Origin of the sequence: Sphingobacterium sp. BIGb0165, assembly GCF_024810095.1 — a bacterium.
Taxonomy (GTDB): Bacteria; Bacteroidota; Bacteroidia; order Sphingobacteriales; family Sphingobacteriaceae; genus Sphingobacterium; species Sphingobacterium detergens.
The window spans coordinates 384,879-409,200 of record NZ_JANUEB010000002.1 but is presented as its reverse complement, the minus strand read 5'-3'; the positions used below and the strand labels follow the sequence as shown (position 1 = coordinate 409,200).

The window sequence follows — 24,322 nt, the reverse complement described above, 5'->3', positions numbered from 1 at the left end:
ATGATTTATAAGTTAACTAACCGGCAGATTAAAATTAACTTATAAATCACTAGGGATCAACAGTGTAACTAAAAAATTACTTCCGCCCGATCACTCTTACAGGTTGTTTCTTTGTCTACCTTTTGGACGTAAACTTTTCGGCCAGTAGCAGTTCGTTCTAGTAAGAGCATATTATTTGCACCCGTTGGACGTACATATTCTCCATTGAATTCGTCCCATTCATAAATTGGTTTACCATCTACATCTGACCAGATGTAATTGTAACGTGCATCCACTTTATCTTGTATGATCAACTGTACCTTATTCTTCTTTTTGTTAATCTTGACACGGATATCTTTGGGTTTCTCCACTTTTGGCAGTGTTTTCAATAAGACTTCCGATTGCACGGAATGCTTGTCTTTCCAATATGCGACAACATGATATTTTTTGGACGCGGAGACCTTTTGGATCACCACATTGTTTCCAGTTCCGACAGGCACAGCAGTTTGGCTTTCAAACCAACGGTAAACAAGTCCAGCGATAGGTTTTTTAACCGTAAGCACCTGATCTCCACCAAAACAGGTTTCGAGTGTATCTCCCCAGGTATTCATGGGTTTCGCAAGTTCATAAGATTTAAGCTGATTAAATTTCCATACAATGGAATCCCTATGGTTTACATATTTCGGATTACGGAGCAGATCTGTTGTATCTTGAATAATCACTTTCAATTCGTTCGCACCAACGCTCAACATTCCCGGATCCAAATAGATCGAATCGATATCATGGGCGATAGCTTCATTATTTAAGAGCCATACCAGCTTAAATGTATTTGGGGATGGTTTTGCTAGCTGTAATGTAAATTTCTGAATGCTATCTAGGGTCAATATATTATTCAATAGCGGTTTTACGGCAATAAAAGGGTTGGATTTTTGTTTGATTGAAGCCACAAATTGCTCTTGGCAGACGGGGCAAAAAGGGGCAACAAGATATTGCATTTTACAATACTCATGTGGCCTGAACCAATTGGACGGAGACCCCTTCCCGCCATAAGAATAGATCCCTACGCCATCTTTTCCAATCCAATATTTCCAAGGAACAGCATTTGCATCAGCCGTTTGTGAGCGGTTGACAGATTCAATGGCATATTGATTGCCCGCCCAATACTCATCCGCTAGCTGAGCAAACGAATGCCCGATCTCATGGACAGCGATGTCATTGCTTTTAAAGTTGACCGTCGAGGTGGCCCACTTTCCACCTGATCCACCATAAAATGGTGAATTGACCAATACAACAACTTGTGTATAGTTGGGGGTATGTGTTTTTAACACTTCTTCAATACGCTCATTTTTTTGAGGCACCACAAGGCGGTGCAGTCCACCATTGTCAAAACTGCTTCCAAAAATAGTATTTGGATGCGTGACTGGCACTGCATGATCTCTGGTGAATTTATTGTAGCGTCTTGGATATTTGCTAAGATCGGTGTCACCGTGTACACAATCGCTTGCTTTGCAATCATGCGTAGCACCGGATTCTTCAGATATCGTCCGAATCGCAAATACATTAAAGAAACTGCTGTATTGTTTAAAAGGTTCTATTGAAAAAAAATAATTTGTGAACTGCTTGGAATCTTCTGCGTAATCGTCTAGTTGATCTTTTGTATAACCGTCGCCCAAAATGACCAGGTTCACTATATTTTTAGCTGTCCCTTGGTATTGCAAGGTGTCAATCTTAAAATTTTGAGATTGCGCTGTTACAGGGATCAGATAGCCCAATAACGCAAACAGGACAAAAATTAAATTTTTATTCATCGGAGTAACAATCGTTAGACTCCAAATTTAAGGTTTTCGTATCCCTAATCGTTACATTTTATTGCCGAGTGCTTCTCCGATATTGTCCACTGATCGGAATCTGTAAGGCCATACTAGGCAAGTCTTTCGAACAATGTTCTCCGATACCAGCGATGGCTTAATCCCGCATCCGATGTTCCTGCACATATTCACTTGGGGAATGCTTTGTGATCTTCTTAAATACCCTATTAAAATTGACCACATTGTTGAACCCTGTTTTAAATGCAATATTGGAAACGCTTTCAGATGACTCGTCAATCAACATCTTGCAGGCCCGTTCAATTCTGATTTCATTCAGGAAGGTCACATAAGTCTTGCGGGTGTGTTTTTTAAAATACTTACAAAATGCGTGGGGAGTCATGTGGGCTACTGCTGCAATATCTTCAAGCGAGATTTTATCACCAAAATGCAGAAAGGTATATTGAAATATTTCGTTGATACGCAAGCCCTCAGCATCCGAAAATTTCTTCTGGGGAATTCCAGTATATAGAGAGGTCCATTGATCGACCTTTTTACTCAAAAAATTGATCAGTTTTACAAAGGATAATAAGCGATCTATTCCTGCACTTGTATTGATCTGTACAAATTTATCTTTGAGTGCGATAGCATGTTCGGCATCCAGCTTCTTACTAACATTGATGTGTTCAAGAAAGTATTTGACATCGTCAAATTCAGGGAAATCCAGAAAAGATTTAAAATGCTCATAGTCGAAGAAAATATGGATGGCATGAATGCCGTCCTTGATATCCTCTCCCGTTTTAAACATATGTGGTTCATCTGCATCAACGATATAGATTTCATCCTCTTCAAAACTATGGGTAAAGTTGCCGATCATAAAGGTCCCCCGCCCTTTTAAGATATAGGTCAATTGGATCTCTTTATGCCGATGGTAATTGCTATAGAAGGAGGGCAAGATATCCTCTTGCACGCAAATAGATCCTTGATAAACCACCGGAACTGTAAATTGAACAACTTTCATCGTCTATTGAAATAACAAATATTAAACCGTTAATTCAAATATACCATTTTTTAAGACAATAATCGTTAATTTTTAACCAAAAACTCCTTAACCTTACCAATGAACTTCGGTAAAGTCGGATCTTCACCAGTGAGCGACAAGATTTTGAACGTCTGTGGATTGATCCATAAATAACTTGGTGAACGGTCTATACCAAAGTCATTTTCCATTGTTGCTCGATCATTTGTATTCAAATAATAGCTATGAGGCCCCAAAGCGAGGGAGTTGCTGGTTTTGATCCAGGCATCTTGATCAGCATCTAAAGAAAAGTAAATAACCCGCACTCCCATTGCCTTTAACTGCGCCTCTTTTTTACGTAGTTCAGTAACATCAGAAACACTGTATTTACTGGCAGCTTTCCAGAACGCAGCGATCAACATTTTGGCATTTGAAAATTCACCAATTTTTAGCGAGTCGCGTTGGGCATTCATTGGTGTGATGGGTGGAAAGACAGGCATATTCTCGTAAAAATCTTTCACCCTGTCTACTTTCTCACGTGCAAATTTATAATAAGGATGTTTTTGAAGGGTTGTATCGAAGCGTTGCAAGGCAGCATCAAATTTTTTAAAATTATCTGCATCGACGGAGACATATTTGAAAAAGTAAGGGAGAACCAAAGACGATTGATGTGTACTATCAAGAATAAAGTCTGCATATAAATTGCGGAGATTATAAGGTTTGCCAGCCGACAACCGTTGTATTTCGTCAATAGTTTTCTCGTACGATCCATCGTTGCGTAAGGCCATCGCTGAGAGCTGCCCATTTAATCCACCGATTCTGGCGATCTTATTTTCCTCCTTCAATTTTTCTTCTTTTTCACGCTGGCGATAGTGTTCCGTAAACTGAACAAAATCCGTTGCATTACTGGAGGTTGTAATCAAGGTAAAACCGCCTTTATTTTCTTTCAGTTCATAATCACTTCCACCTTCCAAAAACAGGGTATAAGGCTCTCCGCCACTGATCTGAATCGCATAAAAACCAGTCATTGCCAATTCACCTTCCAAGACAAATTGCCCGTTCGTTACACTTGTTTTTGTAAACTGTTGCATTTTGTTTTCTGGATCGATGAGGGTCACTGAGCTCCCCTCCGCAGCACTTGTCTGCCCAGTAATTTTATAAGCGAACGTTTTCAAAAGCTCTTCTTTTTTAGCTTTGTCTGTTTTCTGGGAACAAGCAGTTGTTCCCAGAAAAATAAATAGAAAGCAAAAATAGCTAACGGACCTTATAGTCCTTATAGGTTCCGTTTTCAAATATGCGAACATTTCCTTTTTTTCCTTTTATGTTAAGCTTGACAATTTTCCCATTTTCCCAGCTCATATCCACGGTGTAATTTCCTCGGGCTTTTAGCCCTTTGATCTGCCCCTTAGACCAGGCCTTAGGCAGCGCCGGTAGCAGATGAATATACCCATTGTGGCTTTGAATCAACATCTCTGCGATACCTGCAGCGCCGCCAAAGTTGCCATCAATCTGAAACGGTGGATGGGCACAGAATAAGTTGGGATAGGTGCCGGCGCCTACACCCTGATAGGTTGTTTCACTGGCAAAAGCTGGTTTCAGCAGCTGACGAAGTATTTCTAAGGCATGATCACCATCCTGCAATCTTGCCCAAAACAATATTTTCCAGGCTCTTGACCAGCCTGTCCCTTCATCTCCCCTGACAGCAAGTGTTTTTCGTGCAGCTTCGGCCCAAGTCGGAGTCGTTTGGGGAGAAATAAATGCCGCAGGATACAGACCATAAAGATGGGATACATGACGGTGTTTGGGTTCAACCTCCTGATAATCTTCGAGCCATTCCATCACACGTCCAGATTTACTAACCACTACTGCTGGAGGAATCTCTTTTAATTTCCCCTTCAAACTAGCTACAAAACTATCCTTGACAGCCAAAATTGAATCTGCCTGAATAACAGCTTGATACAGCTCGCGTACAATCTGATTGTCGATTGTGGGGCCCATCACTACTGCTGCGACCTTTCCATTAGCCATCCGAAACGCATTTTCCGGTGATACCGATGGTGAAGTTACCCACCATCCCGTTTTTGGATCTTGCACCAAGGTGTGGTTGTAGAATTCTGCAGCACCTTTAAGTATCGGATAGATTTCTTTCAGATAGCCCTGATCTCCTGTAAAAAGATAATGCTCCCACAGGTGGTTACATAACCAACCGGAGGCTGTACTTGCCCCCCAGGAAGCCTGTTCACCTGGAGCTGAATATCCCCAGATATTGGTCATCATATAAACAACCCATCCAGGTGCGTTATAATAGGCTTTTGCAGTTTGCTCTCCTGTTTTTGCGATCCGTTTTATCAGCTCGATAAAAGGTTGATGATATTCACTTAGATTGTTTACCTCTACCCCCCAGTGATTCATCTGCGCATTGATATTTAGATGATAATCACCATTCCAAGGTGTTTGGATCTGATTGGCCCATAATCCCTGTAAATTTGGCGGAAGTGCATTTGTATTTTTCGGCGCTGAACTTGAAATATTCAAATAACGACCATACTGATAATAAATCGTTGCCAAATCCGGATCCTGTGTTGGGTCTTTATAAAAATTTGCAATTCGTTCATTGGTTGGAACATTTGCATTTGAGCGATTCCCAAAAAGGTTAAGCTCCACCCGGTTAAAAATCCGTTGATAGGAATTCACATGATTGCGGTACATTTTAGCTGCATCGGACTGCTGTACCGCAGCAATAGTTGCCTTTGCTGTAGCCAGTGGATCCTGTCCATAATAAGATGTGCTCGCCGTGAGATAGATCGACAGGTTTCCTGCCGCTGAAACTTCCAGCACCTGATCTTTTCTGTTGACCTGAAGATTTTTACCTTGTACTTTCAACAACCCGACAAATTTCAGGTTCTTGCCCCCTTTACCATCCGGCAGCGACCCTTCGATCAAAATACCATCATCCAACAGGGTGTAACGGTCTATATTCTCCTTCCGCTCAAAAGAAATACCGACAGTCTGTCTGGCGTCGCTGTTCTGATTCAATAGAATAACACCGACATTCTTGTCAAAGGAGGTGTAGTAGGTACGTTGAATTTTTGTGTTTCCGGCACGAAAAGAAGTCTGTGCTGTCGCCGCGGCCAGATCCAATGATCTTGTATAGTCTTCAATGGAAGAAGATGGCAGTTGATAGTGCAAAAGTAGATCTCCGAGTAACTGATAACAGCCAAAAGGAACATTAGCGCCATTTCCAAAGCCCGAGCCTTTACCTTTGGTAACAAAAGTTTCATTGACCAATTTTTCGGCTTCGTCATTTTTACCAGCTTTCAACAAAGCCTGAATGGCATTGACATTTTTGTGCGCATCATAGTTATTGGGATCTTCCGGGCTTCCAGACCACATACTGATCTCATTCAGTACAATTTTTTCCTGCGTTGGATTTCCATCAGGCATCATACCAATTAGCCCATTACCCAATGGCAGGGTTTCTTCCCAGATTTTGGCAGGCTTATTATACCAAAGACGGAGTGGATTTTGTTGGGCAAACAAAAGCGTGGTCTGACAGATGCAGACCACGAAAAGTATTAAAATTCTATTTCCCATAAAGTTCAAGCTCGGCAATTGTCAGCTCATTCCCTTCAATAAATTGCGTTGGTTCAAATTTGATAAACTTGGTATTATTGCTTGTTTCAAAAAATACCTGCTGCAAAATTGGATTTGCTTTGATATTGGAGAATTCACCTTCTTTGACACTTGTCCACTTTTTGCCATCCATGCTGGTTGAGATCCTGTATTTCGTCGGGATACCGCTTGTCTTTTTATCCTGACGTGGTAAGAAACCAATACCCGAGGTTGTGCCATTTGTTTCAATGACCAAAACTCCCTGATCGCCCACAGTTGCAAAGGTATTTGGATTACCATCTGTTATATAAGCCTTGTCGGTCGTACCTGATGTCTGTAATTTAAAGTCAGTTTGTTTTTTAAGCTCTTTTGTATCGAAGGCAAAAGATTCATTATACTCCTTGAATAGACCAAAATCACTTAAAGTAATTGCTACTGGAGCATAAATATGTAACCGTAAGCGCGCTGTTGTCGTTTGTTGTTCAAGCTTTATCAAGCGATTCGCACCAATACTGGTTGCTTTAGCCAATGGTTTCCAGGTATTGTCAGCCCATTGTTCTACAACAACGCTGTCAATCCGTTGTCCCAATTTGATGTTTTCGCGCAATTGAATCAGATCGAATGTCGCCGCTGACTTTAGTTTAATTTCAAGTGTAGCCGAAGTTTTTGTATCATCGGTCGCCCAATAGCTATAGCGGTCATTATCCGTAATCAGCGATGTCGCGTATGTTTTGGTGTCGGAATTACGTGTATTTGAAGCCGTTATCGCGGCGCCCTTTGCTAGATTGGTACGGAAAGTTTCTTTGATCTTTTTACCAAAAGCTTTTAGGGATTTCACATCATTTTCATGGAGTGTACCTGAAGGCATCGGTGCTAGGCCAAGATTCATACTGGCACCTCGACCAACCGATTTCAGATAGATTTCAAACAGTTGATTGGGTGTTTTTACACGACTATTCTGTTCCTCATGATAAAACCATCCCGGACGTTGAGGAACATCACATTCTGCGGGAATCCAATATTTCCCATTCCGGTCTCCCGATTCGGCGTTATGCGATTCGGTCGCTCCAGGTACCGCTACTTTTCCATTTAGTCCTATTGGTGTAAATGTCGCCCAAGAGGTTTCGGCAGCAAAACCATGTTCATTACCTACCCAGCGCATATCTGGCCCAATATCCGAGAAAATCACCGCATTAGGTTGAAGTTTACGTACGATAGGCCATGTTTTCTCATGCCATTCATAATAAGTTGTTCGGTCAATGATCCGTTTCCCCTCATGTCCACCGTAATAACCATCACCTCCATTGGCGCCATCGTGCCAAGAGGTAAACAAGGGGTCATAATTGCTCATCAATTCGGTGAGTTGCTGTCTGTAGGCATCGGCATAAGCTGGTGTACCATAATGTTCATCGTGACGATCCCATGCAGATAGATATACACCGAACTTCATTCCATTACGATGTGTTGCTTCCATAAATTCCTTTACCATATCACCTTTTCCATTTTTCCATGGAGAGGAGGCAATACTGTAGGAGGTTGTTTTGGTCGGCCATAAACAAAATCCATCATGATGTTTAGCAACACTGATCAGGCCTCTGAAACCTCCATCTGCCGCTGCTTTGGCAATCTGATTTGCATTAAATGCCGAAGGATTAAACAAAGCAGGCTGCGCATCACCATAACCCCATTCTTTATTTTGAAAAGTCGTTGGTGTATAATGGATCAAGCAGTAGGTTTCCATCTCCTGCCATTTTAATTGGCGTTCGGTTGGCAAAGCTCCATAAGGTTTTAACGTATCTGGTTTAGCTACCGTACCGCTGGAAAGTAAGATGGAGGATAACAAGATTGTGAACATATTCTTTATTATAAGTACTAGAAAATTAGGTTGTAAAGCCCTAATATAAGAAGTTTTATAAATTTATCTATGTAACATTTGCGTACAGAAGTGAGATGCAAAAAGGTCAAAATATATTTTAACAGCGGAAAATCAGCCTTATTGAACCATATCAATCGATTGATCTAAAACATCTCGCTGAAACAGTAAAATAGTTTCTTGGGGCTTTGCCGCTGTTCTTTTTTTAGTATGATTCGACCAAAATGAACTTATTTACCTATTGGAATGCAAACAAAAAACACAGATTTGTTATTAATAGAGGATAAAGAAGTTAGCTGTACTATAATAGGTGATTGGATGCTATTAGGACAAGATTGGCATGATAATTATAAGTTGTAGTGCAGAAAAAGGAATGTTTATATATTATTAGAAATTATTATGAAAGTAAATTTAATGATTTTAGCAGTTGCATTGGCATTTTCAACTGTCGCATGCAACACAACAGGGAAAAAATCTGAAGCAACAGGAGCTGGCGATACCGCAACTACAGTCCAAAAACCAAGTGTAGTGGATAACGCATCTTTGGAAGGAACATGGGAGCTTAAGTCTATTACCACACCAGAGACAGCAGGAAAAGCACTGAAGGAATTGTATAAGGACAAAATCCCAACATTAACTTTCACAAGCAAAGACCACAAAGTAGAAGGTAACAACGGTTGTAATGGTATCGGTGGTACCTACGAAAGTGAAAAAGGCAATTCCATTAAAATCGGTGATAAATTGGTATCTACCATGATGCACTGTGAAAATGCGGCTTACAATGAATTTATGAATGGCTTAAAATCTACGACTAACTTTGACGTTAGAGATAATGAGTTAACATTTATTTCTGGCGATATTGTCGTGATGCAATTTGTAAAAAAATAAGGAAATACTCAATAGAATGAATAGGCCCTCGTATTGAGGGCCTATTTTTTTGATTTTACTTTTAGCCTTTGCAAGCTCTTTTAGCATATTAAATTCTTGATTGCTCCGCTATGAATTGTTCTATAATTTTTTTTAAGAAAACGCCTCTTTATTTAAAAAAGTTGCGCTCCCCATGTTCGCTCTTCCTTTAGCAATCGCTCGCCAGATTCGGATACGGTTATGATTGTTTTTGTTAGATAATTATTTTGGGACAATGCTCTTGGCAACAACTCCTCCAATACCATAACTCCTTTTATTTTATTAGGTTTTTTATCATAGTTAGTAAATATCTCAACAGACTTATGGGTGTAAGTGTTATAACTTACGACCAGACTATCCAAATTTCCTGCAGTGTTATAATAAAATGTTCTTCTGGATAAAAACTGACTGTCCTTATAAATTTGCTCTTCCTTCAGCAAGTCACCATTATATTCATACGTATAGATTATGGGCGTATTAGCCTTTTCGAAAATTTTTCGTTCGACGATTTTATTTCCCTGATAACGTAGTTCATGTTTATCTGAAAATGTGACCGATTTATCAATGCTCTTTTTTTCCAATGTTACCCGATTGTCATTTACAGCAACATTCCAATAAACCTCATCCGTGAAAAGTGTGCGGAATCCGCCCACCATAGGTATAAAAGTAAATCCACCAGTAATACGAGTCAGCTGCCCCCCATCATAACTCAGCTTCATTTCATTTACTGTAGGGATAAATGATGCGTTTGTCGGTAACTCCAAATAAAAAACAGGAATTTCTTGAAGTCCTTGACCTAAACTAATTTCTCCATCTTTCGAACATGAAAAACAGGTTAATAACGACAACGTACAGGCTGATAGCCAGTTTTTTTTCATAAAAACAAGTTATTTAACAGCTAAATATACCATATTAAAATTTCATCTCGTAACTTTACACATCATGAAAAAAGATCAATCTAAAATCATACGTGAACAGGTCGATCGTTCAGCACTTCGCGAACATTCGACTCCTTTATACCTCACATCAAGTTTTATCTTCGACAGCGCTGAACAAGGTCGGGCGGTCTTTGCTGGAGAAGAGGATGCAATGATTTATTCTCGCTATGCAAACCCGAATACTTCCGAGTTCATCAACAAGGTCTGTATTATGGAAGGTGCGGAATCGGGCTTATCTTTCGCATCGGGTATGGCTGCAGTATTTGCATCCTTTGCTGCAATTATCGAAAGTGGAGACCATATTGTTTCTTCACGTGCGATATTTGGTTCTACCCATCAGTTATTTACAGAACTTTTTCCGCGTTGGGGTGTTACCACAACGTATGTAGACGCGGCTAATCCCGAGGAATGGGAAAAGGCTATACAGCCAAATACGAAAATTATATTCTTGGAATCACCATCCAATCCCGGATTGGAATTAGTTGATTTAGAATGGTTGGGCAAATTCAAAGAAAAATATCCGAATATCATTCTTTCGATCGACAACTGTTTTGCGACTCCATATCTTCAGAAACCGATTCAGTATGGATTTGACCTAGTCATCCATTCGGCGACCAAATATATGGATGGACAGGGACGTGTTTTGGGCGGTATTGTGGTTGGAAAACAGGAATTGATAGACAAATTGATGTTCTTTATCCGTCACACGGGCCCCGCATTGTCACCATTTAATGCCTGGATTATTTCCAAAAGTCTGGACACCCTAGGTATCCGTATGGATCGCCATTGTTCCAATGCACTCGCACTGGCACAAGCGTTAGAAAATCATCCGGAGATTGAAGATGTAAAATATCCTTTTCTACCAAGCCATCCACAATATGAGCTAGCTAAGAAGCAGATGAAAGCGGGCGGTGGTATTGTTACACTGGTTGTCAAGGGTGGTTTTGAACGTGCAAAAGCTTTTGTTGACCAATTGGAAATGATTTTATATACATCCAACTTAGGTGACTCCAGATCAATTGCTACGCATCCGGCATCCACTACACACTCCAAGCTGTCTGAAGACGAACGACTGAACTTAGGTATACAACCGGGCAGCATTCGATTGTCGGTTGGATTAGAAGATCAGGAAGATATTATCAACGATATCTTACAAGCCCTAGAGAAGACGAAATAAATACTAAAAAAGCGTGCTAAGCACGCTTTTTTAGTATTTAGTATTGAGATATGAGATGCTGGTTGTATAAGCCTTTCGGCTAATAGTTCTGCCTTCTTTATCCTCTTACTACGCATGACTTCCTAGTTCAACGAAGCAATCGCTGCTGCATAGTTTGGTTCGTCAGCGATTTCGGCAACTTGCTCTTCGTACAAGACTTTACCATTCTCATCCAAGGTAATCACAACACGGCTCAATAGACCTGCTAATGGTCCATCGGCGATTGCCAATTGATAAGCATCAGAGAAATTCGCATCTTTATATTCTGATAATGTCACCACATTGCTCAAGCCTTCGGCTGCGCAAAAACGACCTTGTGCAAATGGCAAATCTTTTGATATACATAATACAACCGTATTGTCCAATTGGGATGCTTCTTTGTTAAATGCACGTACCGATGCTGCGCAAGTTCCAGTATCCACACTAGGAAAAATATTTAACACAATTTTTTTCCCTTTGAAGTCTGCGAGTGACTTATCTGAAAGATCGCCTGCAGTTAATTTAAAATCAGGCGCTTGCTCACCAACTTGTGGTAAATTGCCTTTTGTGTTCACTGGATTGCCCTTAAAAGTGATTGTAGCCATAAAATATGATCGTTTAATTTTTAGTTTCCTTGCTCTTAAAGGTACGAGCAAAAAAAATATTACACAACATTTATTAATATTAGCCAAACATTTATTATGTTAGCATTGTATTTTAAAGAGGAATGTTAACCAACAATAAACACTAGTATGAAGAAATTATTATTCTCAATACTTTGTGCATCACCATCACTGCTCTTTGCACAAGGGTCTCAAGTGAACACGCAGGGCGTACGAGCATTAGGTATGGCTGGTGCTGGATCTGCACTATTCACAGACGAAACAAGTATATTCTACAATCCGGGAGGTTTAGCAAAAATGGACCACAATGCGGTATCTGCAGGGATATCTACGGTAATGTATCGATCAGCCTTCAAAGAATCAGGAAGCAATCAAGTCTACAACACACGTTCGCAAGTTACCCCACCATTTTCTGTCTTTGCTACATTTGGCCCAGACAATGCACGTTGGAAAGCTGGTCTAGGTGTTTACACACCTTACGGTGGAGCAGTGGATTGGGGAGACAGTTGGCCTGGAAAATACGAGCTCAACCACCTCAAGTTGCGCGCGATTTACATACAGCCTACCATTAGCTATAAACTTACCGATAACTTAAGTGTAGGTGCCGGATTTGTGTACAACATCGGTATGGTTGATCTAGCGCGGTCATTACCTTTGTTTTTACCTGACGGATCTTCTGCAAGTGCTAAATTAACTGGTACTGGTACTGGTATAGGTTACAACGTTGGTGCACATTACAATTTTGACAACAACGTCGCGATCTCCCTATCTTACCGATCGAAAGTCGTTACCAAACTAAAAAAAGGGGATGCTGATTTTACGGTACCGGATGCTGTTGCAGCCTCGTTTCCTGACACCAAATTCAGTGCAGAGCTTCCTTTACCGGCATCACTCAACCTAGGCATTTCGGTCCCGGTTAGTGACAAAGTGGATGTTGTTGCCGATGGAACTTTTATCCAATATAATATCTATAAAAAGTTAGTATTTGATTATGCAGACAATACACCACTGCTACAAGATACTGAGCAGATAAAAAATTACAAGAATGCATTTTCAGGGAAAATTGGGGTGAATTATAAAGCATGCGAGCATTTGGCCGTACGTGCCGGAGTAGGTTATGTAAAAACACCGGTTGACAAAGACCATGTTTATGCGGAGACTCCAGACAACGACCGTATCATGGGTGCGCTGGGATTGTCATATGCAATTAACGACAAATTCAGCCTACACGCAGCTTATGTTTTACAAAAATTGAAAGAGCGTACTGTCGTAAGCCCAGCTACACAAATTGAGGGTGCTTACAAAACTAACATTCATGCTCCTTCAATTTCATTCACCTATAAATGGTAATAGATTATGAAAAGATTTCAAAAAAATATTAAGCTTTATATTGGTTTTGCGGCGATAGCATTGGCTGCGTCCTGTAAACCGTCTATCGACCTTGACACCAAAGGTGGAAACTCCGAAAATGTAGATTTCAGCAAATATATAGCTGTTGGTAACTCACTAACTTCTGGCTACGCCAATAGTGGACTCAGTCTCAAGGGTCAGGAACAATCTTTCCCGAATATGCTTGCTCAAGAAATGAAAAAAGTAGGTGGAGGAGAGTTTTTGCAACCTTATTTTCCTGCGGAAAACTATAATGGTAGCGGGTTCTTATATTTAAAAGCACTGGTGAACGGTCAACCGCAATTGGGTACAGTTACTGACCACCTGGCTATTCGTGGTCAAACGGAAGACAAAAAGCCGCTTTACATCAAGTACACTGGTCCCATCAATAATCTGGGCGTCCCAGGAATGCGTTTGGATATGGCATTTGCGCCAGGAATAGGTACAACAAAAGGGAATCCTTATTTTGAGCGATTGCTACCAGACAATGCGCCAGTTACCACAACTTATGTAGATTATGCAACGACCAAAGACCATACCTTCTTTTCCTTCTCATTAGGAAATAATGATGTATTGGGCTATGCAACTAATGGTGCCGTGACTACCGATGCCACAAACACCTTGATTTCTGAACAGGACTTTGCGAGGTTTTATACCGGCTTTATCACCAAATTGACCAGCAAAGAACAAAAAGGAGTCGTTGCGACCATTCCGGATGTAACTGCAGTGCCTTATTTTACGACAGTAACACGTCAAGCCTTATTGGCTGCAGCGAATGCAGCATTAAAAGCGCAAGATCCCAATGCCGCACCGCTCACGGATATCTACATTAAAACAAAGACAATCCCACGGGCTGCTACGGATAAAGACATGTTTATTCTGCCATTTTCTTCGGCTGGCTTATTGGGCAGACGAGATCTCAAAGATCCTGTAACTGGCGTTGTCAATCCGGCTCCTTACGGTCTACATCCGGCAAATCCTGTTGGTGACAATTTTGTATTGGATGAGGCTGAGGCAAAAATGGTCCAAGATCGTATCGTCGCGCTAAACACAACGATCAAACAGATTGCGGACAGCAAAAAACTTGCAGTAGCGGATATCTACAGCTTCTTGAACAAAGTAAAATCGGGCTATCAGATTAACGGTATCGCCATCAGTAATAAATATATCACAGGTAATATATTCTCGTTGGATGGAGTTCACTTGACACCTATGGGCTATGCCATTATGGCCAATGTTTTTGTTGATGCGATCAATGCAAAATATAGCACCAAATTAGGGAAAGTAAATGTCAGCCAGTATGGTGGAGTTGCCTTACCTTAGTGCTATAAATTAGCCAAAAGGATAACAAAAAAAGGTCATTTGAATTGAACATTCAGATGACCTTTTTTTGTTAAACAATGCTTATTTTTGTTTAACATTCATCCGTTTCAGAAGCTGCACCAGACAAATCTATATAAGATAAGGGGGTACAGTGGAAATCATCACTGATGGCCGCATGAATGCTTTAACAGACAAATAGAATACGCGTAAACAATTATTCTTATGAAAATCAAATTAAACCGTGTCAACCAAGTTGTGCATTTCGAAGCCAGCAGTGAATTATCTTCCGTCAAAGTGAATATCGATGGTTCTGAAGCGATCGGCGGTGAAGGAAAAGGTGTTCGCCCCATGGAGTTGGTATTGATGGCATTGGGCTCGTGCAGCGTTTTTGACCTACATAGTATCTTGGTAAAACAACGTCAGCAAATTGATGATGTCCAAGTGGAAGTAGAAGGAAAGCGTCGCGAAGAAGTGCCCCAGGTATTTACGGATATTCATATCAATTTTTTCCTCAAAGGGGAAATTGATGAAGTGAAGGCGTCGAAAGCGGCCGAGTTAGCTGTGAAAAAATATTGTTCAGTACATGACATGCTTGCAGCTGGTGGTATCAATATCACTTATTCGCTAAAAATAAACTAAGATTTCAGTATGTCTATCCTTCGTATTTCAAACGAATATGAAGGATAGATAGCTGTTTAAAGAATAAAAGGCTAAAGTCTTTTTTGCTCTTCAGTCTTATTCGGCTGATTGCTGCTCTTGACCTTTTGGTTCCCAAAGTGATACCGTAACGTTACATTTACCTTTCTTGTATCCTGATAATCATCAAAATAATTGTTTTGATCGGCGTATTTTGACGATATTCTCATTTTTTCAGTCCTAAAAATATCCATAAATGCAAGGTTGACTTCTAGTCGCTTATTAAAAAACTTTCGATTGGTCATCACATAGGTACTGGAGTAACCTGTAATCCGAAATGGTCCTTGAATAGTCGGTGAGGTAAACGTATTGCCGAGTTCCAGATTCCAGCCTGCATTTTTGTCCAGTACATAGTTTGAACTTATGTTACCATTACCGATATAAACATCGTTCTTATGTAGCACCGCATCCGCCCCCATAAAATAATTTTCATTGTACATTCCTTCCAGCTGCAGATTTAATCCCCAACGGGAGGTCAATTGAAAGCTCTTCCCCAGATCTATCCCCGCCCCTTGCCCTTTCTTAATATTGGTATATTGAAAGATCAACTGGTGATTGACGTTATCCTGCAAAGCAATTTCCATATTAGGCCATTTTTCAAAACGATAAAATAGATCCACATTCCAATTGTCCTTTGTCCAGGTCAGATTGAGATTATGCACAATCGTAGCCCTCAAGCGGGGATCTCCCTGGAAATATGAAAACAGGTTATAATAGGATTTCGCCGGATTAAGCCATGAATAAGCTGGACGGCTGATGCGTTTACCATACGAAAATCCAAATTGCTGCTGATCTGAGAGCGCATATTGCATGTAGAAAGTGGGAAATAACACAAAATAATCCTTTTTATTAATGTCCTCTGGTTCTGAAACCCGCCCTTCTAGATCGGTATACTCCCCTCTTAACCCCGCTTTCCAGCTCCATTTCTTCCAGCTATAGTTAAATGATGTGTATAAGGCAGCATTACGCTCCTTATAATCAAACAGGCTGCTCTTGTCGGGCCGATATTGAAGGGTACCTGATTCATCGTCCGAAAATATTAAGTCACTTGTTGTTTTTACAGCGCTAAACTTTCCACCGAACTCGACCTCTAGTCCTTTTATCTTTCCCGTAATATCCATTTGTGTGGAAAAAAGTCGGTTTTCGCTATCGTTATTGCTAATAAAACGCGTACTTGACGGCTTTTCCCCTTTAAAATTTAATGCCGTCAAAACATCTTGATCGTTGGAGGCATTACTGGACGTGAAATAAGAAGACCAATTGATACTCCATTTGGAACTGAGTTTCTTGGTTACCTGAAGGTAAAGATTGTTGTTTTTATTGGACCGTTCATGATCATTTGTTGTAAAATAGCTGGATTCTTGCACACGGTCTTTGTTATAGATTGCTGTAGGCACCTCATAGACGCCGTAAGACCTCGGCCCATAATAACCAGTTAAGCCCATATTGATTGACCATGTTGTGTCTGGTGTATATTCCATCGAAAGCACATAACTATTTTGGCTATTATTGGTATCGAAACGATCCATCGTGCCTTCCCATGAGGTCTGTTCCTTCGGGTAATACACGTAGTTTGTTTCATAACGTGCATAGGTACCACGCCCAAAATTGTATGTTGCCCGTAGATTGAATTTTTCATTCTTGTAATACTGTGTCAGTCCAAACAACTGTTTCCAAGTCGTGCTTTTTTCCGCCAGCCCCACTAACGTACCCCGATACCCATATAAGGTAGATTTGGAAAGCTTGATATTGATGATTGTACTTCCCTCCGCTTCATATTTTGCAGGGGGATTGGTAATCACCTCGATGGACTGGACATCGTTGCCAGCGGTATTCTCCAGATAGGTTTTCAGTTCCTCTCCACTGAGCAGAATCTTGCGATCATTAATCAGCACCATAATCTTTTTACTTCCGCGGATCATTAGGTCCGAGCCACTAGCCATCACCAAAGGTGTACGTTTAAGGATGTCCCAGGTATTGAGTGCAGAGAGATTACTATGCTGTACGTTAAATTCTAGGCGATCCAACTTGCGGATCAATCGAGGCTGCCGGCCTACAACATTAACTTCCTCAAGCTCTTTCGCCTTAGGAAGAAGTGTCACGATCAACGGACTTTTTATGGTATCGCTGTAAAAAAATAATTCCTTGGTGCCAAAATTCAAATGTGATGCTTTGAGATAGTATTTCGTATGCTGTGCCAATATTAATTCAAACTTTCCAGAAAGATCAGTCTTCATTTCCCGAATTTGTTGATAAGTACTATCCAATAACACAATAGAAGCATCAACCAGTCGCTCGCCATTTCCATTTTCAATCTGTCCGCCTACTTGTTTAGTCTGTGCTGTAGCAAGCAAAGGTGCTAAGAGCAAAAATAATAATCCTTTCATATTTCGGTATTTAATGCTCCAAAATTGTCCATTACCTCCGCTAAATATGGTTAATGAAGAGTTAATGCTGTGTTAAGGTGTATGATGTTGCTTGCAAGCAATTATATTTGTGTATGGAATTGAAACCTAAAAATTATATTATCCTTTTCATCTTATTTTTTGCTGTCCTTATCGGCATACAAGGTTATCAATTGTACAACACCTACCAACTCAAACAACGTGAGATGCTCGCGATGGTCAAAAAGAATCTGGACAACTTAGATGACTCCGATTCCATTTTTGACCACAACCTATTAAGCAAGGATATCGCTAGAGATTACTACATCAAATTGGTCAAGAAAGAGATCACAGAAGAAAGCCTAAAAAATCTATATCAAACACATGCGCATAAAACTTCCAGAGAGCTGACTAAATATGTCGACAGTATATTTCAGCCCTTGGGTATGCATGTCATCCTTAAACAGGAAATACTAGGTATTTATTATAAAGATGCTGTACAACCATTGGCCAAAGGACCGATCACCGTCTATACAACAAGCGGTACCTTTCACAATCCCACGGAATTATCCACAAGCAAATGGGTTACGGAAAAAACAGAAACAAATAAGATAGAGGATCGTATCGAAAGCAAAGAAATATTATATATTTTTTCAGTTCCGCGAAAGACTTCCTTTGAAGTGGTCAATCTGGGCTGGATTTTATTTAAGGAGCTGACTTCCCTCTTGTTGAGCACCTTATTGATTTTAGCAGCATTTATCTGGCTATTTTATCGAACCATCACTAATCTCCGAAAACAAGACAAACAGATTGCAGTATTGCATGATGTTGTAGACAATATTTCGCATGAGCTAAAAACACCGGTTGCGACCCTAAAAATTGCGGCTAAAACACTCCGAAAGTCTGCAGATGACAATATCATCACGGTTATTGAACGCCAGGTAAGCCGCTTAGAGCAAACCCTAGATCCATTAACCGAGCATCAAACAGTGGCAAGCTTATCCCCAATAACAGCGGATGAGCTACAGGTCATTTTTAGCGATTTTCAACTGTGTAATCCAACCGTCCAGCTCATTTTAGAGCCAGGCCCCAAAGCGCAAATTTGCCTTAACGCCACTGATGCTACGACATTATTTAATAACTTAATGAATAATGCGGTTAAATATGGTGCAACGCAGTTGGTTATTCATTTTGAAGAACCGAAAAACTATTTATCCATTCAGGTTAAGGACAATGGCCAGGGTATGGCAGAAAGCGAGTTGCCCTATATTTTTGAAAAGTTTTACCGTATCCAAAAAGACAATATCCATGACACAAAAGGATTGGGCCTTGGACTATTCCTTGTTAAGAATATCGTCAAGAAATACGGTGGGGAGATCAAGGTTATGAGTAAATTGCAACAAGGAACAACTTTTACAGTGCTCTTGCCACTCTAATTTATCGGGTTATGAAGAATAAACTATTACTGGTAGAGGATGATCCGGATTTTGGATTTATGTTGAAACAATACCTGGAGCTTTCGGATTTTAACGTGGATTGGATTGCACAACCGAATGATCTTACTTCCAATTTTCAAAGGCTCACGAGTTATGATTTAATTATTTTGGATGTTATGCTTCCACAAGTGAGCGGTTTCACTTTAGCAAAAGAGATCAATAGGCTTTTTCCTTTACTTCCTTTTATTTTTTTAACAGCCAAAGAGCAAAAGATTGATAAACTAACGGGCTTGAAAATCGGTGCTGATGATTACATCACCAAACCCTGCGATCCCGAAGAGTTATTACTTCGTATACAGAATATATTAAAGCGTAATCAAAAAAATGTTCCATCAGGTTCCATTCCAATTGGTTCATATCTATTTTTACCTGATCAGCTACTGTTAAGTCATGCTCTTGAACAATATAAGCTCACAGAACGCGAAGCACAGTTGCTGTTATTCCTGTGTCAACACAATGGTCAACTCGTGACGCGGGAAGATATTCTCGAAAAAGTATGGGGAACTGCTGATTTTTTTACGGGTAGAAGCATGGATGTCTTTATCACACGTATTCGAAAATACCTGAGCCATGACCCCACTCTTAGCATTAGTTCGAATCGTGGTGTGGGGTTTACCGTTCATTTCTAAAACCTAAACCAGAGTTTGTTTATACTGCATTCAAGTTGCTATATGGACTCAATCTTTTCTATAGTCGGTTTAAAACATTCAAATAAAATCGGTTTAAGTAAAAAACCACAATATCATTTTTCATAATGCTTTCATTTAACGATGCCATCCATCCTGAGGATTCAATTGTTATTACCTTTCAAGCTCCTCTTTTCGTCTATTCCACAGTTTTTCTGCCCAGCGTCCGACAAACCAAAAGGAAACTGCCAGGATCAAGAAAAATACAGCTCTATTGATATTATCCCATAGGTACTCGACATAGCGTGTATAGATATTCAGTACCAAAAACACAAAACCCACCTCACGGGTGACATTATCTTTTGCTTTTAGCCCATAAATAACGAGAAAAGCGGACACTGCTGTAGATAAAATACCCCAATAAAACATATGGTATTGACGTACGGTGGTCCATTCATAAAAATCCGAATAGTTACCAAAAATGGACAGTGTCCATAAGGAGACCATGAGGTAAATCAATCCAATAATATAACTGACCGGCTGAAAGATCTGCAAGCGTTCGAAACGCGGCTGCAGCCAAACCGCTGCTGCTGTGATTATTGCACCGAAAATAGTAAAGCGCAACGGATAATTCATTCCCCAGAATTTAAATCCCCAGTTGCTGTGATAGGCTGTCTCGGTAGCGAACCAAACGCCAAGGGCCAAAAGCATAAAAGTCCAGATCAGCTTGCTATCGAGCTTTACCGCTAGAATACCATAGATCGCAACGGACAGTAAAAATAAAAGCGAATAATGCATGGTATCTTTATCCAATACCTTGCCCATAAATCCTATGCACGCTGCCGTTCCGAATACTCCGATCAACATCATCGTCTCTGTGGAAAGATTCTTATAAGGATAACGCTTTTTATAACGAAACCCCAGCGTATAGAACAGTACAGCAACCGCAGCAAAAAAGAAGCAGAATAAAATGTTGGGCGCTTCATAGAGGGTATCCACAAAAGCCAGGAAGGAAGCGTCTGTAAATAGCGAAAAAACAGCGAATACCAAAGAAGCTAAGGCGATCCAAAAAGCATAACGCGCCAGTTGCCCCCAATCAAAACTTTTAACATCGAGGCTATGCATCAGTTCACTGGCTTTTTGTTCATCCAAGAGATTCTCCTTTTTCCAAAATTGGACAATATCTTCGATGGATTGTTTCTCCTGTTTGCTGACGTCGTATTTTCGCATTATTTATTGTATTAAGTATTGAGCATTGAGACCCTAGTGAAACATACCTCTGGTTTACAAACTCGTTGAATTGGCTTTTTTAATTTTAACGTTTTATTTTCGAGACACTTCCTGTATAAACTTACAGCTTACAAGGTTGTTATAACGATCCAAACCGACCACAAGATAACAATAACCTTCGTAACTTTCCTAAATCATTGCAGCATCACAAGAGCTCCTCATCACCTGTATATCACATTTTATTCCAAAAGTCAGATAGGCTCGCATAATTCCTTTAAAATCTGTAATTTTGCATGTTTTGCATTTTATCCCTTTACAAGGGTTTTAAGGAGTTTTCATGGCAGTAAAAAGAAGCCCAGATTTGGGCGAACAGAGTGAAGTTCAAGTATTTGGAGCGCGTGCGCACAATCTAAAAAATATAGATGTATCTTTTCCGAGAAATGAATTGGTCGTCATCACCGGTTTAAGTGGCAGTGGAAAGTCTTCCTTGGCTTTTGACACCATTTATGCGGAGGGACAACGTCGGTACATGGAAACTTTTAGTGCCTATAGCCGTCAGTTTTTGGGGGGTATGGAGCGTCCGGATGTGGACAAGATATCGGGTTTGAGCCCTGTGATTTCCATTGAACAGAAAACAACGAGCAAAAATCCAAGGTCAACCGTAGGAACCATCACCGAAGTATACGATTTTATGCGTCTTTTGTTTGCCCGCGCAGGTGAAGCATTCTCCTATGTCACTGGCAAAAAAATGGAACGCATGTCTGACGACCAGGTGATCGACCGTATTTTGGATGAGTTTGAAGGGCAAGCGTTAAATATCCTCGCTCCTGTTGTAAAAGGACGTAAAGGACATTATCGAGAGCTTTTTGAGCAAATTCGTAAACAGGGTTATGTTAAAGTACGTGTAGACGGTGAAATACTGGACCTTGTCCCAAAAATGCAGGTAGACCGCTATAAAATTCACGATATTGAGATTGTCGTTGACCGTCTGAAAATAGAACGTGATGACAAAAAGCGGCTACAGACTTCGGTTATGCAAGCCATGAAAACCGCAAAAGGCATTATCAAAGTGTCTACCAAGGATAATCAGGAACAATTTTATAGTCGCTATCTGATGGATGCGGAGTCAGGGATTTCTTATGATGAACCCCAACCCAATACCTTCTCATTCAACTCACCTTATGGTGCCTGTCCGACATGTGATGGGTTAGGTTATATCTTTGAGATTGATAAAAATGCCGTCATTCCTGACAAGAAACTCAGTATTCAAAAAGGAGGGCTGGCACCATTGGGGCCAACACGGGAGAACTGGACTTTTGAGGTACTTAAAGCAGTAGCCAAAAAATTGGATTTTGCGGTAACAACACCACTGGAAAAACTGAGCGATGAGCAGATCGACCAACTTTTGTTTGGTAATAAAGAAGAACCTATTGTCGTCACTGTATCTTATGGAAGTTATGGCACCCGTGAATATCGTGTAGAATTTGAAGGTATCTTTAAAATGCTCGAGGAATTTTCGGGAAAATCTTCTGATGAAGCACCTTCATTGGATGATTTCAGAACCAAAGTTACTTGCCCTACTTGCGAAGGAGCACGGTTGAAGAAAGAATCGCTTCACTTTATGATCGCAGACAAGAATATCCATGAGCTATCAACATTAGATATTTCTGCATTAAAAGAATGGTTCGATCAGGTAGAGAGCAAACTGGATGAACGCCAATTGGTCATTGCTACAGAAATACTTAAAGAAATAAGGGCTCGTTTGGGCTTTCTTTTGGATGTAGGCCTGAATTACCTGACATTGGATCGTACAGCAAAAACCTTATCCGGAGGGGAAGCGCAACGGATCCGTTTAGCCACCCAGATTGGTTCACAGTTGGTCAACGTACTTTATATTCTGGATGAACCGAGCATTGGATTACATCAACGCGACAATGAACGTCTCATTAAGGCGCTCAAAAACTTACGTGATATTGGCAATTCGGTCTTGGTTGTTGAACATGATAAGGACATGATCTTACATGCGGATTATGTGATTGATATGGGCCCAGCGGCGGGTGTCCATGGTGGTACAGTAGTTGCTGAAGGGCAACCCGACGAGATCTTAAAATCAGACTCCTTGACCGCAGCTTATCTTAATGGGAAAAAAGAGGTTAAGATCCCAGAAAAACGACGTGAAGGCAATAGCAAAATGCTGACCATTCATGGCGCTACTGGGCATAATCTCAAAAACCTGACTGTAACCTTTCCGCTCGGTAAATTGATCGTGGTATCGGGTGTTTCGGGCTCTGGTAAATCGAGTTTAATTACCGGTACATTGTACCCGATCTTAAATAAATATTTCTTTCGGGCGAAAGCGACTCCACTTCCATTCAAAAAGATTGAGGGCTTGGAGCATATTGATAAAGTCATTGAAATTGATCAAAGCCCTATTGGCCGTACGCCACGGTCCAATCCTTCAACCTATACAGGTGTATTCTCCGATATTCGTACGCTCTTCGTTCAGCTTCCAGAAGCAAAAATCAGGGGGTATAAACCCGGTCGTTTCTCATTTAATGTCAAAGGTGGGCGTTGTGAAACCTGTCAGGGAGCAGGCTTGAAGGTGATTGAAATGAATTTCCTTCCTGATGTACAGGTTCCTTGTGAAACATGTCATGGAAAGCGTTATAACCGAGAAACTTTGGAAGTACGCTACAAGGGTAAATCTATTTCAGATGTACTTGACATGAGCATCAATGATGCTGTCGATTTCTTTGAAAATGTACCAAGCATTTACAGAAAAATCAAGACCTTACAGGATGTAGGTTTAGGTTATATTACCTTGGGTCAATCGTCTACGACCTTATCTGGAGGAGAGGCACAGCGGGTGAAACTTGCCACAGAACTTTCCAAGAAAGATACCGGAAACACATTTTACATCCTCGACGAACCGACAACAGGACTTCATTTTGAAGACGTCAATGTGCTCATGGGTGTAATCAACCGACTTGTAGACCGTGGAAATACGGTCTTGATTATCGAACACAACCTTGATGTTGTCAAATCCGCGGACTGGGTAGTTGATATCGGTCCTGAGGGAGGAAAAGAGGGAGGTCAAGTACTATTTGAAGGAACACCAGAAAATTTAATTAAAAACAAGAAAAGCGAAACCGCACGTTTCCTAAAACTGGAGATGTCATAACAGCGGATAGCCCATTTTTTTAAAGACAGGAACAAGGCTTCGACGGTT

The 24,322-nt window shown here is 40.6% G+C and carries 17 protein-coding genes; 8 read left to right on the top strand and 9 right to left on the bottom strand.

Going from position 1 to position 24,322, the window contains the following annotated elements:
• Positions 1-68: 68 nt before the first annotated feature.
• From M2408_RS05450 to M2408_RS05430, 5 genes are all read right to left on the bottom strand, one after another.
• Positions 69-1,787, bottom strand: a complete 1,719-nt coding sequence (locus M2408_RS05450; protein ID WP_259179986.1) for a M64 family metallopeptidase — start codon at positions 1,785-1,787, stop codon at positions 69-71.
• 157 nt (positions 1,788-1,944) lie between these two features.
• Positions 1,945-2,805: an AraC family transcriptional regulator gene (locus M2408_RS05445; protein WP_259179985.1), complete on the bottom strand. Its 861-nt coding sequence runs from the start codon at positions 2,803-2,805 to the stop codon at positions 1,945-1,947.
• Between the two features lie 65 nt (positions 2,806-2,870).
• The gene (locus tag M2408_RS05440) at positions 2,871-3,977 is read right to left on the bottom strand and encodes a hypothetical protein (RefSeq protein WP_259179983.1); all 1,107 of its coding nucleotides are present in this window, start codon (positions 3,975-3,977) and stop codon (positions 2,871-2,873) included.
• Between the two features lie 79 nt (positions 3,978-4,056).
• Positions 4,057-6,396 (bottom strand): glycoside hydrolase family 95 protein, encoded by a 2,340-nt coding sequence (locus tag M2408_RS05435; protein ID WP_259179981.1) that lies wholly within the window; start codon positions 6,394-6,396, stop codon positions 4,057-4,059.
• Positions 6,386-8,269, bottom strand: coding sequence for an alpha-L-fucosidase (locus M2408_RS05430; protein ID WP_259179979.1), 1,884 nt, complete (start codon positions 8,267-8,269; stop codon positions 6,386-6,388). The genes M2408_RS05435 and M2408_RS05430 overlap by 11 nt, the downstream gene beginning before the upstream one ends.
• Before the next feature lie 417 nt (positions 8,270-8,686).
• Between M2408_RS05430 and M2408_RS05425 the strand changes: the two genes are divergently transcribed.
• Positions 8,687-9,175, top strand: coding sequence for an META domain-containing protein (locus M2408_RS05425; RefSeq protein ID WP_120260243.1), 489 nt, complete (start codon positions 8,687-8,689; stop codon positions 9,173-9,175).
• 152 nt (positions 9,176-9,327) lie between these two features.
• Here the strand turns inward: M2408_RS05425 and M2408_RS05420 are convergent, their stop codons facing one another.
• Positions 9,328-10,071, bottom strand: coding sequence for a hypothetical protein (locus tag M2408_RS05420; protein WP_259179975.1), 744 nt, complete (start codon positions 10,069-10,071; stop codon positions 9,328-9,330).
• Positions 10,072-10,135: 64 nt separating this feature from the next.
• On the opposite strand from M2408_RS05420, the gene M2408_RS05415 reads away from it, so the two are divergent.
• Positions 10,136-11,308, top strand: coding sequence for a PLP-dependent aspartate aminotransferase family protein (locus M2408_RS05415; protein WP_120260245.1), 1,173 nt, complete (start codon positions 10,136-10,138; stop codon positions 11,306-11,308).
• Positions 11,309-11,430: 122 nt separating this feature from the next.
• Here M2408_RS05415 and tpx read toward each other — a convergent pair whose 3' ends face one another.
• Positions 11,431-11,931: a thiol peroxidase gene (gene tpx, locus M2408_RS05410; protein ID WP_120260246.1), complete on the bottom strand. Its 501-nt coding sequence runs from the start codon at positions 11,929-11,931 to the stop codon at positions 11,431-11,433.
• Between the two features lie 147 nt (positions 11,932-12,078).
• Between tpx and M2408_RS05405 the strand changes: the two genes are divergently transcribed.
• The 3 genes from M2408_RS05405 (at position 12,079) to M2408_RS05395 (ending at position 15,300) form a co-directional block, all read left to right on the top strand.
• Positions 12,079-13,299: an OmpP1/FadL family transporter gene (locus M2408_RS05405; protein WP_223581732.1), complete on the top strand. Its 1,221-nt coding sequence runs from the start codon at positions 12,079-12,081 to the stop codon at positions 13,297-13,299.
• Positions 13,300-13,305: 6 nt separating this feature from the next.
• The gene (locus M2408_RS05400) at positions 13,306-14,661 is read left to right on the top strand and encodes an SGNH/GDSL hydrolase family protein (RefSeq protein WP_259179970.1); all 1,356 of its coding nucleotides are present in this window, start codon (positions 13,306-13,308) and stop codon (positions 14,659-14,661) included.
• A 222-nt stretch (positions 14,662-14,883) separates the two neighbouring features.
• A complete protein-coding gene (locus tag M2408_RS05395) occupies positions 14,884-15,300 on the top strand; it encodes an OsmC family protein (RefSeq protein WP_259179969.1) in 417 nt (138 codons plus the stop codon).
• 71 nt (positions 15,301-15,371) lie between these two features.
• Here M2408_RS05395 and M2408_RS05390 read toward each other — a convergent pair whose 3' ends face one another.
• Positions 15,372-17,744 (bottom strand): outer membrane beta-barrel family protein, encoded by a 2,373-nt coding sequence (locus M2408_RS05390; RefSeq protein WP_259179966.1) that lies wholly within the window; start codon positions 17,742-17,744, stop codon positions 15,372-15,374.
• A gap of 113 nt (positions 17,745-17,857) precedes the next feature.
• On the opposite strand from M2408_RS05390, the gene M2408_RS05385 reads away from it, so the two are divergent.
• Positions 17,858-19,177 (top strand): cell wall metabolism sensor histidine kinase WalK, encoded by a 1,320-nt coding sequence (locus M2408_RS05385; RefSeq protein ID WP_259179964.1) that lies wholly within the window; start codon positions 17,858-17,860, stop codon positions 19,175-19,177.
• 11 nt (positions 19,178-19,188) lie between these two features.
• Positions 19,189-19,866, top strand: coding sequence for a response regulator transcription factor (locus M2408_RS05380; RefSeq protein WP_259179962.1), 678 nt, complete (start codon positions 19,189-19,191; stop codon positions 19,864-19,866).
• A gap of 171 nt (positions 19,867-20,037) precedes the next feature.
• Here M2408_RS05380 and M2408_RS05375 read toward each other — a convergent pair whose 3' ends face one another.
• Complete coding sequence (locus tag M2408_RS05375; RefSeq protein ID WP_259179960.1) at positions 20,038-21,093, bottom strand: DUF2157 domain-containing protein; 1,056 nt, start codon at positions 21,091-21,093, stop codon at positions 20,038-20,040.
• Positions 21,094-21,430: 337 nt separating this feature from the next.
• Between M2408_RS05375 and uvrA the strand changes: the two genes are divergently transcribed.
• Positions 21,431-24,274 (top strand): excinuclease ABC subunit UvrA, encoded by a 2,844-nt coding sequence (uvrA, locus tag M2408_RS05370; RefSeq protein ID WP_259179956.1) that lies wholly within the window; start codon positions 21,431-21,433, stop codon positions 24,272-24,274.
• Positions 24,275-24,322: the final 48 nt, after the last annotated feature.